This is a genomic window from Aliivibrio kagoshimensis, assembly GCF_050337105.1.
GTDB classification, from domain to species: Bacteria; Pseudomonadota; Gammaproteobacteria; order Enterobacterales; family Vibrionaceae; genus Aliivibrio_A; species Aliivibrio_A kagoshimensis.
Map to the genome: position 1 here is coordinate 33771 of NZ_JAKJSQ010000003.1, position 17392 is coordinate 51162.

12 protein-coding genes are annotated in these 17392 nt (G+C 44.3%); 8 read left to right on the forward strand and 4 right to left on the reverse strand.

Annotation, left to right across the window (positions count from 1 at the left end):
• From L4C32_RS01050 to L4C32_RS01070, 5 genes are all read left to right on the forward strand, one after another.
• Positions 1-816 carry an FTR1 family iron permease gene (locus L4C32_RS01050; RefSeq protein WP_428194995.1) on the forward strand — a complete coding sequence of 272 codons (816 nt, stop codon included), beginning with the start codon at positions 1-3 and terminating at the stop codon, positions 814-816.
• Positions 813-2252, forward strand: a complete 1440-nt coding sequence (locus L4C32_RS01055; protein ID WP_428194996.1) for an FAD-dependent oxidoreductase — start codon at positions 813-815, stop codon at positions 2250-2252. The genes L4C32_RS01050 and L4C32_RS01055 overlap by 4 nt, the downstream gene beginning before the upstream one ends.
• Positions 2253-2263: 11 nt before the next feature.
• Positions 2264-2836, forward strand: coding sequence for a hypothetical protein (locus L4C32_RS01060; protein WP_428194997.1), 573 nt, complete (start codon positions 2264-2266; stop codon positions 2834-2836).
• An 80-nt stretch (positions 2837-2916) separates the two neighbouring features.
• Positions 2917-4236, forward strand: a complete 1320-nt coding sequence (locus L4C32_RS01065) for a hypothetical protein (protein ID WP_428194998.1) — start codon at positions 2917-2919, stop codon at positions 4234-4236.
• 8 nt (positions 4237-4244) lie between these two features.
• Positions 4245-7175 carry a multiheme c-type cytochrome gene (locus tag L4C32_RS01070; protein WP_428194999.1) on the forward strand — a complete coding sequence of 977 codons (2931 nt, stop codon included), beginning with the start codon at positions 4245-4247 and terminating at the stop codon, positions 7173-7175.
• A 257-nt stretch (positions 7176-7432) separates the two neighbouring features.
• Here the strand turns inward: L4C32_RS01070 and L4C32_RS01075 are convergent, their stop codons facing one another.
• A complete protein-coding gene (locus tag L4C32_RS01075; RefSeq protein WP_428195000.1) occupies positions 7433-8404 on the reverse strand; it encodes a transposase in 972 nt (323 codons plus the stop codon).
• Between the two features lie 238 nt (positions 8405-8642).
• Here L4C32_RS01075 and L4C32_RS01080 point away from each other — a divergent pair, with 238 nt between their 5' ends.
• The 3 genes from L4C32_RS01080 to L4C32_RS01090 all read left to right on the forward strand — a co-directional run bounded on the left by L4C32_RS01080 (position 8643) and on the right by L4C32_RS01090 (position 13775).
• On the forward strand, positions 8643-9671 hold the full coding sequence (locus tag L4C32_RS01080; RefSeq protein WP_428195001.1) for an IS110 family RNA-guided transposase: 1029 nt from the start codon (positions 8643-8645) through the stop codon (positions 9669-9671).
• 333 nt (positions 9672-10004) lie between these two features.
• Complete coding sequence (locus L4C32_RS01085; RefSeq protein ID WP_428195002.1) at positions 10005-12611, forward strand: DUF2339 domain-containing protein; 2607 nt, start codon at positions 10005-10007, stop codon at positions 12609-12611.
• Between the two features lie 189 nt (positions 12612-12800).
• Positions 12801-13775, forward strand: a complete 975-nt coding sequence (locus L4C32_RS01090) for a nucleoside hydrolase (RefSeq protein ID WP_428195003.1) — start codon at positions 12801-12803, stop codon at positions 13773-13775.
• 18 nt (positions 13776-13793) lie between these two features.
• On the opposite strand, the gene L4C32_RS01095 is transcribed toward L4C32_RS01090, so the two are convergent.
• From L4C32_RS01095 to L4C32_RS01105, 3 genes are all read right to left on the reverse strand, one after another.
• A complete protein-coding gene (locus L4C32_RS01095) occupies positions 13794-15227 on the reverse strand; it encodes a GGDEF domain-containing protein (RefSeq protein WP_428195004.1) in 1434 nt (477 codons plus the stop codon).
• Positions 15228-15464: 237 nt separating this feature from the next.
• Positions 15465-16340 (reverse strand): hypothetical protein, encoded by an 876-nt coding sequence (locus tag L4C32_RS01100; protein WP_428195005.1) that lies wholly within the window; start codon positions 16338-16340, stop codon positions 15465-15467.
• 78 nt (positions 16341-16418) lie between these two features.
• A complete protein-coding gene (locus tag L4C32_RS01105) occupies positions 16419-17390 on the reverse strand; it encodes a glutathione S-transferase family protein (protein WP_428195006.1) in 972 nt (323 codons plus the stop codon).
• Between the last annotated feature and the right edge of the window lie 2 nt (positions 17391-17392).

Below are 17392 nucleotides of genomic sequence, written 5' to 3' on the forward strand. Positions count from 1 at the left end.
ATGTTTCCCAGTTTTTTAATTACGTTTAGAGAGGGGCTTGAAGCTTTTCTGATTGTAGGAATTGCCCTCTCATATTTAACCAAGCTGAATGCTCGTCAGTACCATAAATATATCTACCTTGGTGCAACGGTTGGCCTGCTGCTCTCGTTAGTGATCGCGGTGATTTTTCAGTTTGTCATTGATCAATTCAGTACTGATCTTTATCGTAATTACTTGATGGCAGGTATCCTGATTTTTGCCACTATCGTGTTGACCTATATGGCAATCTGGATGCAAAATCAAGCCAAACAGCAAGTTGCAGATGTACAGAAAAACCTAGATGTGATGGTCAGCACTGGTAATGTCGTCGGTTTGGTTTTTTTGGCAACATTGGCGGTGCTAAGAGAAGGGTTTGAAACCATTCTGTTCTTTTCTGCTCTCATGTATTCCGGCATGGGCGATTTTTCTGCTGAAGAGGCGATCATTGGCGGTGTGATTGGTTTGCTGTTATCGGTCTTGTTAGTTTGGATGATGCTTAAAGGGGCGAGGAAAGTGCCATTGGCGCAGTTTTTCCGTTGGACCAGTTTGTTGATCATCATTATTGCCGCTGGCTTGCTATCATCGGCCATCAATATGTTACAGGCGGGAGAGTTACTGCCTATTGTACACGCACAGGTATTTAATATTTCACACATCTTGGATGATCGAGGCGTGTTTGGAACCTTTTTAAGAGCGTTGTTTGGTTATAACTCGTCACCGAGTTTGCTGCAATTATCGACGTGGGTAGTGTATATGTCGCTATTTTCAGTGATGTGGAATCGGAGCTATGGAAAGTGAGCAATACAAAACAAACAGAACAGAAACACGTCGTCGTTTTAGGTGCGGGACCAGCGGGTTTAATGGCGGCATGGGATCTGTCTGAAGCGGGATATAAAGTCACCCTATTAGACAGAGATGACAAAGTGGGTGGTATGTGTGCGACCCAGACTTTTCAAGGTGAAAAAGGGGAATATCTCTTCGACTTTGGCGGTCACCGTTTTATTACCAAAAATCCAGATTTATTGAATTTTGTTGATAAATTAATGGGCGATGAATTGCTCTACTCTCAACGAAAAAGTGTGATTCGCTATCGTGGTCGAATCTATGCTTATCCATTAGCGATTAAAGATCTACTCAAAAATGCGCCGTTATCGCTACTGATCGGTGGCGGATTCGACCTTCTGAAGCAGCTGGCAAGAAGTAAGCCACAGGATCGTTCCGAAGTGAGTTTTGCTGAATGGATTGAGAGTCGATTTGGCAAAACCTTATACAAGAATTTTTTCGAAGGGTATACCGCAAAACTATGGGGTATTGATCCGAAAAATCTGTCGGGTGATTGGGCGTCACAGCGTATTAGTTTGATGAATTTAAAGGATGTAGTGCGTCGACTGTTGCCACAAAAAGGCGACACACCACGTACTTACGCCCGTCAATATCGTTATCCAAAGTGGGGTTTTGGCCAGCTTTACACCCGTCTTGCTGAAGAGCTTGAGGCGAAAGGCGTTGAGATTCGTTTAGAGTCAGACGTCTCTGGATTCAATATTGATAAGCGTGACTTGCAGCAGCGGATCAGCGCTGTGCAATACATGCAAGACGGCGTCAGTGACAGTATTGAGTGTGATCATGTCATTGCCACTATTCCTATCTCACATGTCTGTAAACTGACTGGCTTTGATTCTGGATTAGAGTACCGATCGTTGCGGTTTATGAATATGCCGATGGCAACCGAGAATATCTCTGATAATACCTGGCAATACCTCTCGGATCCGCACATTCTTGGCACCCGTCTGCAAGAACCTAAACGCCGTTCATCGTTTATGGCACCAGAGGGGGAGACGTCAGTAATGATTGAAATTCCGTGTAATAAGGATGATGAAATTTGGAACATGGAAGGTCAAAAATTGCAACAGCGAGTATTAGACGATTTAGACAGCTTAGGCGTGGATCCTAAGCTCAACAGTGGCGAGTTCTTTACCGCTTATACTGAACATGCTTATCCGCTAATGGACATGACTTATCAGGCAAAAAGAGAGAAAGCCATCACTCACTTATGTCAGTTTGATAATTTAATTATGTCTGGCCGACAAGGCACTTTCCGCTATATCTTCACTGATACGGCCATGGAGATGGGAATGATGGCAGCTCAATCCGTTACGGATGGGGTGGATCGCCGCCGAGAAATATTTGATTTTAGAAATGAAAAGACCGTGATTGAAAACCAGAGTGTGGCATAAGGTAGAACACAATGAAGACATTCATCAATACCGTTATTGGATTATTGCTCACCTTGGTCAGCATAAATGGCAATGCTTACTCGTATGCTGCTGCAGGGAAAGAGCCTGTCATTGATGGCCGAGAAGCGATCTTAATAGCATTATCAGCTCAAGATTACACACAAGTTACCAGTGAGGTAAATAAACTGAGCGACGAGCTCGATTACTTGAAGAAAGAGCATAACGTTGATCTGCAAAGTGCTTTTGAACGTGCGATTGTGGCAAAAGATGCGAATGCCATTTCCGCTTTATTGGATACCGCCGTTTACGAAGAGATTGTCCGTCGTTTAGATGGTGCGCAAGGCAACTTAAATGATTACCAAGTGGCTAAAGTACTTGTGGTAAAGAGTAAGCTGTTTTTAGACCTGTTATCACCAAACCTCTCAGGTGAATTGCGCTTACAATCAAGTGAAGCGATTTCGGGTCTGCTTAAATCCATTGGTAACCCAGGAGTGTTTGGCGTAGGACAAGCGCCTGCAGATCCTACGATGTTTCAATCTGAACGAAGCAAATTATTGCAAGCCTTGGCTCAATTTAAACAGTAATGTGGAGCATCACAACGAGACAGCCACAAACTCTTGTGGCTCTCTTTTCATTGTTTGTAGTGGGGAGTTGGTTGTTATGGATGGCTCAATTTCGATGGCAGCTAAACAGCGATGATGCGTTTCACTTCTCCCAAGCACTTGAGCATTACAGTGTATTAGAGTTTCGCCCACATTTTCCCGGCTATCCCGGTTTTTATCTGTTGAGTTGCGTAAGCCGATTTTTCACGGCCAGTGATGTTCAAGCCATTATTGCTGTTAGTGTGGCGGCCACAGCAATTATTCCCATTCTGCTCGCGGTGATAGGCTATCAACTATCAGGTTCACTATGGGTCGCGATGTCGGTAATGCTCACGACAATTTCGCAGCCCGTATTAGCGGGACAGGCACTTAGTGGATTAACTGATGCGCCCGCCATGATGTTCTTTTTCATGGCGCTGGTCTGCCACTTCTATCCCACCCAAAGAAGCTGGTCTGTGGGCCTTTTTCTTGGGCTCATGCTGGCGACGCGTCCCTCTTATCTCCCTTTAGCGCTGGCATTTTTACCTCTGCTAGTGAGTTATCAATATCGTGGTCGCGCGTTTGTTGAGGCTGCAACCCCTATTCTGATCATTGGGGGTATTAGCGCGCTATTTTTACTCAATCGTGATGGCATGGCGTACTTTGATGAAGGCGTCCGTTTTACCCAAGGCCATTTTGATATTTGGGGCAATACGAGTGCGGGGGATAGCTCGGCACTGATGAGTTGGACGCATCAAGCACGCAGCAGTTTTGGCATGCTAGTCTCAGTAGTGATGGTAGCAGCCATGTGCAGTGCCCCTTTTATTCGTCATCATAAAGTGCAGCAGTGTGGCTGGTTAGCTCTGAGTTACGCAGCATATATCTTGGTTGCCCAAAACCCTGAGAATGTTCGACATCTGGTGCCTGTCCTTTTATTGTCTTTGGTCATTTTTTATCAGCAGCTTTATCTGGTAAACTTATCCGAAATAAAAAGACGGATGCTAATCATTACCATTACACTGACATTAGTGATCAGCAGCATAGGGCCATTTTCAACAGTTGTGAGCCGAGATACTCCGATACAGCAGGCCGTTGATTATATCAAGCTGTCAGCTGAGAACCGGCAGGTAGTGGGTACCAACTACAGTGTGAATCTGCTGCGTAATCAGCTTAAGCAGTTGTCGGTTTATGATATGTATTACTCGAGTAGTGAAGCGCAACTGTTAGCAAATGCCAAGCAAGGGGCGAGTGTGTGGCGTATTTCCTCAAGCCCTTTAAAGGAACGTATTTACCATTTAAAAGCGTCGTTCATGGCCAGGTTTCCAGCAGAGAGAAGTTTGTTTCTCTATGCCGTTTATGAGCCTGTGGTTAACCCTATCAATAACAACCAGAATAAGAAGTAAGGCGAGTTATGTTGAGCAGTAAGTTGAATTTATGGTCTGTCTGTTTGTCCCTTGCGTTTATCGCATTCAGTCATAATGTAATGGCATCAGTAAAAAGCAGTTCAATGGTTTTTACTCACGATGCGAAACAGATAGTAAGTGCTAACTTTGATACTGGTTCAATCTCTATCATCGATAAAGCATCAGGTGAAAGAGTGCGCGAATCTTTCGTCGGACAAGATATTCGTAGAATTGCGCTCAATGGTAAAGAAGATAAGTTACTGGCCTCAGACTATCTAGGAGAGCAACTTCTACTGTTGGATGCAAAAAGTTTAGAAGTGCTAAAACGAATTCCTACGCCTTCTCGTCCATTCGGCGTTATTTATAATCAGCAGACCGATCAGTTTTACGCCACCTCTTTTGAACAGGATAAGTTATTAGTATTGAGTGCTGACGGTGACCTCATTGAACAGCTAGATACCGGGCCAACCCCACGTGGATTAGCCATTACCGACGACGGCCGTTTACTGGTTACTCATTCCATGACAGGCCAAATGTCAATTTATGATGTGACCGGTGCTCAACCTCAATTAGACAAGATCATCCAGTTAGCTGATAGCCCTGAAAATGAGACTAAATCGGTTCCGCAAGGTAAGCCGCGCTTGTTGGATAACATCATCATTTCACCCGATGGCAGTGAAGTGTGGTTGCCTCACGTACTCTGGTCTTTTGGTCACGATTTCCAATTTCAATCTACGGTGTTTCCCACCATCTCGATTATTGACCTCGAAAAAGGTCAAGAGAAAGAGCGCGAACAAGAGCGTAAACAACTATTCAAACAGATCAACATTATTGAGAGTGGCAACCAGTTAAGAATTATCTCTAACCCACATGATGGGGCGTTCAGTGAAGATGGTAAAAAAGTCATTTTCTCGTTGTCTGGATCAGAAGACCTGCTGGTGTTTGATCTTTCAAGGCAGGGGAAAACCAATAAAAAGCGCCACCGTCGTAAAAAGTTCCAAGGTGGAGTTAAAGCGACACAAATATATCGTAATGTCCCTGGTGATAATCCCAAAGCACTGTTAATTTCTGGCCAGGAGTTGTTTGTTCAAAAAGCAATTTCACTGGATATTTCAACCTTCGATATTGGTAAACCTGGACCCTTCAGTAAGGTGAAATTGACCCAAGAGAGATTTGCATCGTTAGTGAGTAATGATCCCATTGCTCCTCTTATCCGTGAGGGTAAACGACTGTTTAATTCAGCCAATACCACAGAGGGCGGTGAATACCCCATTGCTGGTGATTTTTGGATGAGTTGTAACTCTTGTCACCTAGATGGTTTTAATTTTACCAACCGCTTCTTGATGAAAGATGGCAACGAAGCAAAAGATCGATTTGAAAATGCTATCACAGGGCACGTTGATCCCATCAAAATGATAGCGGGTGATCCGGTCGCTGCTTATATCGATATGATTCAAAAAACACAAGGTGGCATGGGAGGTGATCCGCGTGATGGCAAGCCCGTAATGGTAGATGTCTATAACCCACCTGTTGAGGTAGCCAAGCAGATGATGGCACTGAACGAATACATTAAAGAACCGCATAACTTGCCATACCTCTCAACTTGGCTGCGTCTTGATGACAAAAAAAGCAAATATACGCACCCTGATCAGTGGTTAAATTCTGCTGAGTGCGCTGACTGTCATGCGACTATCTACGACCAGTGGGCAGATTCTAACCATGGCATGAACATGGACCACCCTTATTACCGTTTCCAAGAGGATTTTGCTGCAAAAGAGGAAGGGGAAGAGTTCAGAACACTTTGCCGGGGTTGTCATGCACCGCAAGCGATCATCAATGATCAAATCACCAACAAAAGCCTCGATGATTATGGCGACATGTGGGAAAAAAATGGTGCGTCACTAAAAGAGGCCTATGCTCACGGAAAATCGGTCGATGAACGCGGTACTGGTTGTGTATTCTGCCATCGAGTCACCAAAGCAGAGAATGCGGGTGGTAATACTGACATGACCATTAACTTGAAGGATCGAGAAGGTTACATCTTTGAAGATACCAAAGTTGCGATGCTGAAATGGTTAGAGCAGAAACAGATTAATGCATTTCCTGAACCGCATAAAGCGTCGTATTCAAAGCCCGATCTCTATCAAGACTCACTCTATTGCGCCACGTGCCATAATGAGTTTACCACGGGGCCTGGCGCTAAAATTAATGATAACTATGGAGAGTGGTTGGCATCACCCTTTAATAATCCACAAGATCCAAGTAAGACCAAAACTTGTATCGACTGCCACATGACTCAAGATGTGACGGATTTTGATAATCGTGTTGATGGACAATCTACCGATAACGGGCCCATTAAAAAAGACATGAGGTCACACCATTTTGTCGGGGGAAATTACTTCTTTACCGGAATGCGAAATCCAGAACATAAGAAGATGAGTATCGATATTCTGCGTACGGCATTAACCCTGTCAGTCGAAAAACAAGGGAGTACCTTTACTGCCAATGTGACCAATGTTAACTCAGGCCATGACATGCCGGGCGGTGCTCGCAGACAAGTGTGGTTAGAGATCATTGCTACCGATATGGATGGGAAGCGTGTGTTTGAGTCTGGGGTAATGAAAGATGGGTTTATTCCAAAAGAAGCACGTCGATTCATTAAAATTGGTGTCGACGAAGAAGGTAAACCTGTCGGTCTGAAGTTCTGGCGTTATGTGAAAATTGGGCAAGATACCCGTATCAAATCGGGTGAAACTCGCCATGAAAAATATGAACTGCCAACTGAGGTGACATACCCATTAACCGTTTCGACTCGAGTGCTTTATCAAGTGTTCCCGAAAGCACTGAGCGATAAAGTCAGAGCGGCCTACCCAGATGAGAATATTCCAGAACCTGAAGTGATTGAGCTTGAAAAGCAGGTGGTGACTTTCCAAGAGTAAGCCATCTTTAAATAAAGAGATAAGATACCCAGCCAAGTGCTGGGTATTTTTTTCTCTTTTCTCTTCTCTTCAGGGACAGGCACCCTATAAAAAAGTAAAACTCACAGCGAAGCGCAAACCCATCCGATAACACCCTACCAATTTTTATGTTATCGGTGGGAGTTTGGTTCTTAAAAGCATCGAAATAGCGTGAATTTTACGTAAAAAACGTCTGTTCTTGGTTTTCAGGTGAGTTTATCGTGTGTTGCGAAGTTTCGTTATGCAGCAGTGGTGATTTTAAGCCCGGTGGTTCGTTTTCGTTTCAATTTATGAATGGCGTGAGAGTATGATTTTACCTCTCCTACGATACTGGCTCGGTTTTGCTCAAGTGTAGTACAGAGCTTGAGCCACTCTTTTTGTTCAACGTTCAATTGTTGTAAAACGGGTGGAGCAGAGGCATCAATCTCCCCTCGTTTGTTGGGTCTTATCTGTTTGCCACTCCAATCTACCAATTCAAGGTAATCATCCAACCGAAAGGGGATGCCTTTAATCATCTCGTTAGTTGGATTTCCAATAAAAGGGTGCAAACAGGGTGGTGTTAGTTGATTGGCCTTAAGTGCAGCAAGCCTCTCTTTGACTGAGGTGTAATCAGAGGTATCAAGCGAGTCCGCCATAGTGGCTCGAATGGGGTTCAAATCGACATAAGCCATGGCCGTTAGCAGTGCTTTTTCATCCAGCAGCGCCTGGCTTTTGAATCGTCCCTCCCAGAAATGCCCAGTGCAGTCATCTTCTTCGTTGGCTTGACGCGCAATAGTTTGATTGAGAATTTTCATGAACCAACTAATACTCGATAATCGTTCACGCCACTCTGCAATGATGTGCTGGCACACTTCAATTGTCGCGGTACAAGTGTGTTGCTGTGATATATAGCGTTGTATCAAAACGGGCATCTCATGCAGCGCGCACCAACGCTCAACGACCTCTTTTTCAGGTAAGGTTTTCGCGCTATCAGCATCAATATTCAACACTAAATGGTAGTGGTTGTTCATGATGGCGTAAGCGCAGATATCAATGCAAAAAACGGTACTGAGCTCTTTGAGTTTATCTTCAATCCAACGACGTCTGTGTTCAAAGCTTTGTTGCGTGACTGCGTCTACACCACACAAATAACTGCGCCTCACACACCGCGATACAATGTGGTAATAAGGTGTGGCTTCAGAGCAGATAAGCTGGCTTCTTGGAACCGTCATTTATTGTGAGTCCTGTAAAGTTTCAATATTTTAGAAGTGTAATGTGAAAACTGGCTAGGTATAGTGGCATTAACAATGGATGCGAGTCAGTGAGAGTTTGGTGTGTAATTAATGAAAACACTGAAGTTGTAATATTGATGTAGGTGCTTAAGGTGTCTGATGAGATGGTCACCTCTGTCTCGGCATCGCAATGTGCCATGATTAAGGTTCGACAGAATCAACAACAGAGGTGACCACTATGAAATATAAGCTCATTAGTATTGATTTGGCAAAAAATGTCTTTCAAATTGCCTTATTAGATCAAMAAAATACGCTGGTTTCTAATAAAAAAGTCTCTAGAAACAAGCTCCTTCATACCTTAAGACAATTTAGCCCAACCTTAGTTGTGATGGAAGCTTGCTACAGCTCTAATCACTGGGGAAGAGCAATTGAAAAACTGGGGCATACCGTCAAATTAATTCCGGCAAGGCTGGTCAAAGCCTTCTTAATCGGAAACAAAAATGATGCTAATGACGCCCTTGCCATCGCTGAAGCTTCACAACGTCCCAAGATTCACTTTGTCGCCGTAAAAACGATTGAGCAGCAAGATATTCAATCTCTTCAACGAATTAGAGAGCAGCTGATCAAACAAAGTACCGCTAACTTAAACCAACTGAGGGGGCTTTTAGCAGAGTACGGCGTCGTTACTGGAAAGACTAAAGCAAATTTAATGGCTGCCATTCCTTATTGTCTTRAAGAGCCTGATAATGAGTTATCGAGCGTTGCTCGATCATTCATTCACAGGCTTTACGAACGTCAAAAACAGTTAACCACAGAAATTAAAGACGTTACTGAGCAGATGGTAAGCTGCGCAAGTCAGCATAGTGATTATCAACTTCTATCAGATATTCCGGGTGTTGGACCGATTATCGCATCCAATGTTTTAGGCTCTATAAACAGCATCAATGAATTTAAAAATGGTCGCCAACTCTCCGCATGGCTYGGATTAACGCCATCYCAATACAGCAGTGGAGARCACAATCGTTTGGGTAAAATAACCAAACGGGGCAATGCCACGTTACGAAAGCTTCTTATACAAGGTGCCAGAACGGTAATAAACTGGTGTGACAGAAARAATGAYCCACTGAGTAAGTGGCTTCAACAATTAAAAAAACGAACACATGAYTGTAAGCTTACGGTTGCATTGGCGAATAAACTGGCCCGAATTATCTGGGCGGTACTCTCGAAACAAACACCTTATGATGGCAAATTAGCTTGCGCTAAWTAGCGMAATACTCAACACTTTTTTWAACGGTATAACAGTGATGAATTAAACGGTTTGTCTTATTCAAAACCTGGTAGGGACAGCGGTTATCAAAACCATGCGTCTGTATAGGAGGATAAGACGTCAATTTGTATCTCATTAGGGCGCGGTAAAATGAATGCCATAAAGACGCCGGATATATGTCGCAAGACCGTGAACCACTGCTGTTTACCCACAACAATGGCCGACAATATGTAGACATCAACAGTGATTAAGAAAAAGAACATTGCCTTGCATTTAGCGAGGTGACCATATATGTCCCAGTAAGAAACACCACCATGGATAGGGAGAAAGCGGTTGTTTAATGAATTGGCAATAGTTGTGGCGGTTATCGCGGTCATAGTCGTACTGAAATCGGCCGGGCGGATTTCGAAGCTTGAAGATAAGATTGCTCAGCTGCATGATGAACTGTCAGACATGCGAAGGCTGATGTTATCAGATTTTGGCCAACCAGCTGTGGAACAGGATAGTCAACATGAGGCCCAGGCCGAGGTAGGCCTTCCAGCACCTCCGATGGTTCATCCGATGAGTGTCAAAAGTAGCGAGCCCCCTCGTGCGTCTCAAAAACCTAATCTAAGCGCTGAACGAAAACCTAATAAACTGCTTACCAGTTTGCAAGAGAACTGGTTGGTTTGGGTGGGGGCGTTAGCCATGCTAGTGGGTGGTGGTTATTTGGTGCAAGTGATTGGTAGCCATATCGAATTCTCTCCAATAGTGCGCGTGACCATCGCTTTTGTACTCTCTCTTGTCACACTGATGGCAGGGGTTTGGTTCCATCGTAGAGAGCAGAAAGATCCAGAGCGTTCGAAGCGGGCTCAAGGGTTTACTTATGTTCCAGCTGCGATTACGAGTACAGGATTAACGGGAATTTATTGCACAGTCATTTTCGCGTTTGTGTTTTATCAGCTGCTGTCTCCGACTTTGTCGTTACTGATTTTGGCGGTGGCGGCGTTTTCTAGTTTGGGGCTCTCTTTACGCCAAGGGCCTTTGATGGCAATACTTGGCTTAGTGGGAGGGTATACCGCACCATTATGGATTGGGGGAACTGAACCGAATTACCTCTTACTGGCAGGGTACTTCAGCGCAATTTCCTTGGCGGCTACGGTATTAATGCAAAGGGTGCGCCGAGCATGGTTAGCGCCAAGTATCGCGCTACCACATGTGTTGTGGATGCTGATTATGATTGAGAGTATGCCAAGGGAGTCCCTATTTCCTTGGTTAGCCATATTCCTCTCACTCACTGTATACCTTATTTATGCGGTGCCTAGACTGGGCTGGCAGTTGTTGCTTCGTTATCGTCACTGCCAAGGAAAATGGACTCATCTTCCCATTGCTACTTCGTTGATGGTGGTGGTGTTGATGTTTGCCGCTGTGGAGAGGTTGGAAGAGGTTTCTACACTGGAACTGGCGTATCTGTACGCGGTTTTATTAGCGATCGTATGGCTCCCAGCACTGCGGAAAGGGTGGTCGTTGAGGCCATTTCTGCCAGCAATGGTTGCCTCCTCTGTATCGGTAGTGTTGCTCTCGATTGCGCTTGATACCTTCTCCATGACGAACAGCCCATCATTAATATTGACTGCGTTAGCGATGAGTATCGGCCTGATCGGTTGGCGAACCTTGAGCCAAGTACAAGGTGGTGATCGAACACGGCTCACCTGCCTTTATCTGCTGGTGCTTGCACCTGTTATGACATTAAGCATGCTGATGTACGCTCATGAGTGTATCGAAAGTTATGTATGGGTTTGGACTCTATTTACTGCATTAGTTGCAGGTTGCTATGGTTACCTTGGTTTACGATTGAAAGACTTGTCGCAAGCGTGTTCTGCTATTGTGCACGCCATGGTGGCAGGGATCTCATTGGTTTGGTTAAGCGATGTATGGCTCACTACGATTATTTCGGCGCAAGTGGCGATGATGGCACTACAAGCACAACATAGATTATTCCTCCCTGCGAATTGGGCCATCAAAGTAGCGATGATCATATTGGTGATACGTCTGACTTTGTTACCGTTTATTCCAGATTGGCAGCCGATGGTGGCGGGGCATTGGGCGTGGGTGATGATCAGTTACTTACCTTCGTTGATGATTTTGGCTTACGCTCGTTCGATAATGCAGCGAGCGGATGGCGAGCTGGCTAATTGGTTCGAAGGGGCCTTTTTGCATGTGTTTCTAATGGTGCTATTTACCCAAACCAATTACTGGTTGACGGGGGACTATGGCTATCTAGATTACTTTGATTTCACCTCGATGGTGGTGTTTGCCAACCAAGCCTTAGTGATGGGCTTGGTATACAGCTACCGCAGCCAGTTTGCGCAGAAGCTTAAATCTGTGTATCAAGGTTACAGCTATCTATTGTGGTGTGCGTTTTCCCTACAAGTTGTCGCGCTCAATACGTTTGAGTCGCCACTGTTGGTATCGAATGTGTCCGCAGAAGCGATGCCTATTTTTAACATGCTAACGCTGGGTTGGTTGCTGCCTGCAGCGGTCTTGATCGCCACTGTAGTGAGGGGTTGGAATACCCTGCGCATCCCTCACTATGTAGTGGCAGGGTTAGGTTTCACACTCGGTGCGGTTTGGCTTGGGATGTCGATTCGTCAGTTCTGGCAACCTGTGTCGATGACAATGAGGGTGCCAACCAGTATGGCTGAACTGTTCAGTTACTCGGTAGCAGGTTTGGTTGTTGGCGGGGTACTGACGTGGGGCGGCGTAACCCGAAAAGCTCTAACGGTACAGCGCATTGGCCTTATCGTTTTGGCCTGTGTAGCCCTGAAAGTATTCCTATGGGATGTGCGAACACTGGACGGATTCTGGCGTGCCATTAGCTTTTTAGGGTTAGGGGCATCTCTCATGGCTCTGGGTTGGTTGTTTCAGAAATTGAACCGTTCGGTTACTAGTAATTATTAATTTGAAGGCATAATTTGAAGGGACAGACACATGATGTTCTTAGTGTTTGAGGTGTCTGTCCTTACAAGGAGTTTACTCTCATCATTTGGTGTTTTTGGGGGCGTTTGTGGATGTCCCTCACTGAACGTTGAAGGAATAGCGTTATAATCTTTCATTCTCATTCCTATCGTTTAACAGGGTAGCCAGCCAATGACCAATAAGATTATTTTAGACACGGATCCGGGTATTGATGATGCGATGGCGATTTTGTTTGCCGAGACCAGTCCGGATATCACTCTTGTGGCATTGACGACGGTATATGGCAACGCCACCATTGCAAACGGCACGCGCAATGCGCTCTATTTGAAAGAGAAGTTCGATTGCAAGTATGATGTTGCTATGGGAACGGACAAGCCATTGGTTCGACCGCCTGTTGGGCCAACAGTATTTGTACACGGAGAATCTGGTTTTGGTGATTTGAATGTGCCAGAACCAAAACACGCTATTGTAGACCCGCGTCCTGCATTTCAATACATGATTGATACGATTCATGCGAATCCAGGGGAGATCACGTTGGTTGCCATTGGGCCACTGACTAATCTGGCGTTGGCGTTGCAAGCTGATCCTTCGATAACATCATTAGTGAAACAGGTGGTGGTGATGGGCGGTGCATTTGGTGAGAATGGTCACCGTGGGAATGTAACTCCGTATGCTGAAGCTAATATTCACGATGATCCTCATGCGGCGGATATTGTGTTTGGCGCAGATTGGCCCGTGGTGATTATTGGCCTTGATGTAACTCAGCAAAGTGTGTTTACGGCGAGTTATCTCGATGATTTGAAAGATAAGGCCGGAGAGGCTGGTTTGTTTATCTGGGATGTTAGCCGCTACTATCTCAGGTTTTATGCTAATCGGTTAGGTTATGAAGGGTGTCATGTTCATGATCCATCGGCCATTGCGTACGTGATTAACCCTGAGCTATTTACGACCCGTAATGGCCCGGTCAGAGTGGTGACTGATGGTCCGGCAGAAGGGTTAACACTGCAAAAATTCGAACAACAGAAGTTCCCAATTGATGACTGGGCCGAGCGCCGTTCACAGCAAGTGGGTGTGGCTGTCGATTCAGAGACGTTATTGGCACTGTATCGGACAACGATAATGGATTACCACCAAAGCAAAAAGTAGTTTTAGGTAGAGCAGATATTATTCCACCTCGGCGACTAATGTGTGTTCAATAGGGCGATCTTTGGTCCTAGCTGCAGTGATTGGGTCGTTAATGGCGTCAATCACGCAGTTTCTTCCGGTACGCTTAGCATGATATAACGCCTCATCCAGAATGTGATAAGCGCTTTGAAAGTCATGATTAATGGTGTTTGAGGTAATATAGGCGAAACTGGCTGTTATCTTTAGTTTCTTCCCTTCATGTGAAGTAAAAGAACTTTTTTCCAGTCGTGCTCGTAAGGATTCGACGCGTTCTCGAGCAAGATCTTTACCGCAACCATTCAAAAAGATGAAGAACTCCTCGCCACCAATTCTTCCAATAAAGTCATTTTTCATCATCGGCTCACCCAGAACTTTAGCAATATGTTTGAGGGCGATATCACCAGTAGGGTGGCCGTAAGTGTCATTAATTGACTTAAAATGGTCTAAATCGAACAGGACTAAAGTGTGGGTTTTTCCGGTAGATGCACTGAATTTTAAGATTTTTTCAAAAGCCGTTTTTCGATTATACAAGCCTGTTAATTGATCTTTTTCTGAGATGTATTTCAGTCTAAAGCGTGAAGCAAGGATAATAACAACTAAAATGAGCAAGGTTGATAGTGCTAAGCGGTATAAGAGTTCATCTTGGCGCAGGGTTATTAATTCAGTGGTTTGTAGATGTTGGATCTGCTCTGCTCTTAATCGTTCGATCTCATGCTCTAAAGATTGTTGAAGATAATTTTCTACAGTGCTTCTATCATCAAGATTAACGAGGTGGTTACTTTTAGGGTGATACGGATATTCATCGGAGGCTACCGAGGCATACTTCGCAATCATTCTATTTACCAGCAGGGCATTATCAATCTCGCCAGATTTTTGATAACTGATGGCTAAAAGGTGATAGACCCAGCGGATATCGAGAAAGTGCTTGCCACTACTTTGTAATAATTCCAGTACATCTTCACAATATTCCTGCGCCACTTGGTGACGCTGTAACTCAATGTTGTTTTTGCAATACTGTAACGAGAGTAATGCAACTAGGTCATCGTCTTTTATTCGAATGGCTTTATCGAGCTGCCTTTTGGTCAGCTGGGCGGCATAGAGATTCTGGCCATGATCTTCAAAGTACATGACTTGGCTCATTTCAGATTCGATTGTTTCATAGCTATTAGGAAGGTATGAACTTGGTGCAAATCTTAAGGGGTCTTTTTTTGATGAGATTGCGTGTAAATGCATGGAAACAAAGATACGTTCAGCACCAGGTGAAAGAGTTAAGTAGTGCTCGGAGAGCATAGCGATCGCTTCATTTTTGTTGGAGGTTCTAAGAAGGTTAAATGCGTTTTTCCACTCATCATGAGCCATAATTGAGGCGTATGTCGTTTTTGAACACGAGAGCAATAATAGAATTGAGAATACAGAGAATTTAAAGTAATGCATTTATACCTTTAGTATTATCATAACGCAGGTTTCATGAATCATATGTTATACAAATAAGGCATATGTCATGGATATGTCATTTAGTATATGAATGATATAGGGATGTCACCTAATATGACTCTGTTTTTTTATTATGATTTGGGGTGCGTATCTCATTTGAAAATATGTGTTATTTATGAGACACGCGCAGATGTGAAAGGATAGATAAGCAGATATTTTAACTCTTTGATTATTTTATTATACTTCCCATTTTCCATTACTATCTTGGCACACTTCGATTTTTTCACTATTAATGGTTCGACGTGCTTTTTTAAGTTCAATCTGTAATGTTCGGCAGGTAGAGCTATTTTGTTTGGCTGGTAGAAGAGTGACTTCTCCGGCTATATTCGTTTTGCTATTAAACCAAGAGTTCTTTTCTCCAATCTTATTATTAACGAGGGTACTGAGAACCGCTTCATTCATTAATTGTTGGTCTTTATCACTAAGGTCGACACCTGAAAATAGGGTGGTAATACTTGGTAATACTGAAAGTGGTGCTTTTAAAATGCCACTTAATACGCCAGATACCACTCCTTCTGATGCCTCTTTACCCGCTTCTTTTACGTTATCCACTAATAGCTGTGCTTCTGCGATGACTTTTGGTGTGTCTGCTCGAAGGGCTGCACTCTCTTTGAGAATGGCTGGGATTTGTTTAGATACTTGCTGTACGGATTTGTTAGTACTATCGACCTGCTTCAATACAGGCGGAATCGCTTTTCGGATCTGTTTGCTCTCAACAAGGATCGGGGTGATCTGCTGTTCCACAGCATGGATCTGTTCCAGCAATAGAGGAACTTGCTCGGTGATGTCATCAACGCGTTGTAGGATAGGGTCAACCTGAGTCACTACCGACTCTACTTGGGCTAAAATTAACGGGATTTCAGCGGTGATATTGTCGACACGTTGTAATATTTGTGGGATTTGCAGTTGAACATCATTCACTTCTTTGATGATGGGCTCTAGCTTACTGACTTGTTGGCTAATGTGGATAATGCTGTATCCGAGGTAAGCTAAACTGGCCGCGAGAATAAGTCGGGTAAGGTTGTTCACTGCTGTGGTTAAGGTGGTCGGCATAAACAGTTGATCTCCATATTCTTAGCCAAACTCTACCTTTTTATTGGCTTGAAAGCTATCGCCTTCAAGCCGTTAGCACTAGCTTCGTAGATGTGGAGTCAAAAAATCAATCACTGGTCCACGAGGAATCACCCCAGTTGGGTTAATCATAGTATGGCTGCCGTAGTAGTGTGCTTTGGTATAGTCAATGTCTACGGTACTTGCTACGCCATCTTGCTGATAAAGATCGCGTAAGTATCCCCATAAATTGGGGTAGTCGACAATACGTTTAAGGTTGCATTTGAAGTGACCGACATAAACGGCATCAAAACGGACTAAAGTGGTAAAAAATCGCCAATCGGCTTCGGTAATGGTATCACCCACTAAATAACGACTGATGGATAGCTGCTGCTCAAGAGTGTCTAATGCATTAAACAGCTCGGTCACAGCCTCATTATAGGCAGTTTGTGTGGTGGCAAAGCCCGCTCGGTATACGCCATTGTTGATGTTTGGATAGACATAATCATTAACCTTATTGATCGCTTCTCGATGTGCTTCTGGGTAGAAATCGCCTGCTTTAGCCCCAAGATGATCAAAAGCACTGTTTAGCATTCGAATTATATCAGCAGATTCGTTGCTAACAATGGTGTTGCGTTTTTTGTCCCAAAGTACAGGTACTGTCACTCGGCCAGAGTAGTTGGGATCGGCTTGGGTATAGATCTGATGAAGGTGGTTACTGTGAAAAAGGGAATCCTCAATGACGCCGTCACCGGGGGTGAATGTCCAACCTTGCTCTCCCATATAGGCATTCACCACTGAGATCGTGATCATCGACTCTAATCCTTTTAGTGATCGGAATAGTAAGGTGCGGTGAGCCCATGGGCAAGCCAAGGAGACATAGAGGTGATAGCGCCCAGCCTCGGCGTTAAAGCCAGCATCACCAGTTGGACCTGCACGACCATCATGGGTTACCCAATGGCGAAACTGCGCTTCACTTCGAACGAATTTGCCATCGTTAGATTTGGTGTCATACCATTGATCTGCCCATTTTCCATCTATTAAAAGTCCCATTT

What these genes read in the sequence shown, in the direction of transcription:
- L4C32_RS01050 (WP_428194995.1), top strand. Translation starts at nt 1, where the DNA reads ATGTTTCCCAGTTTTTTAATTACGTTTAGAGAGGGGCTTGAAGCTTTT.
- L4C32_RS01060 (WP_428194997.1), top strand. Translation starts at nt 2,264, where the DNA reads ATGAAGACATTCATCAATACCGTTATTGGATTATTGCTCACCTTGGTC.
- L4C32_RS01105 (WP_428195006.1), bottom strand. Translation starts at nt 17,390, where the DNA reads ATGGGACTTTTAATAGATGGAAAATGGGCAGATCAATGGTATGACACC.
- L4C32_RS01090 (WP_428195003.1), top strand. Translation starts at nt 12,801, where the DNA reads ATGACCAATAAGATTATTTTAGACACGGATCCGGGTATTGATGATGCG.
- L4C32_RS01070 (WP_428194999.1), top strand. Translation starts at nt 4,245, where the DNA reads ATGTTGAGCAGTAAGTTGAATTTATGGTCTGTCTGTTTGTCCCTTGCG.
- L4C32_RS01065 (WP_428194998.1), top strand. Translation starts at nt 2,917, where the DNA reads ATGGCTCAATTTCGATGGCAGCTAAACAGCGATGATGCGTTTCACTTC.
- L4C32_RS01095 (WP_428195004.1), bottom strand. Translation starts at nt 15,227, where the DNA reads ATGCATTACTTTAAATTCTCTGTATTCTCAATTCTATTATTGCTCTCG.
- L4C32_RS01100 (WP_428195005.1), bottom strand. Translation starts at nt 16,340, where the DNA reads ATGCCGACCACCTTAACCACAGCAGTGAACAACCTTACCCGACTTATT.
- L4C32_RS01075 (WP_428195000.1), bottom strand. Translation starts at nt 8,404, where the DNA reads ATGACGGTTCCAAGAAGCCAGCTTATCTGCTCTGAAGCCACACCTTAT.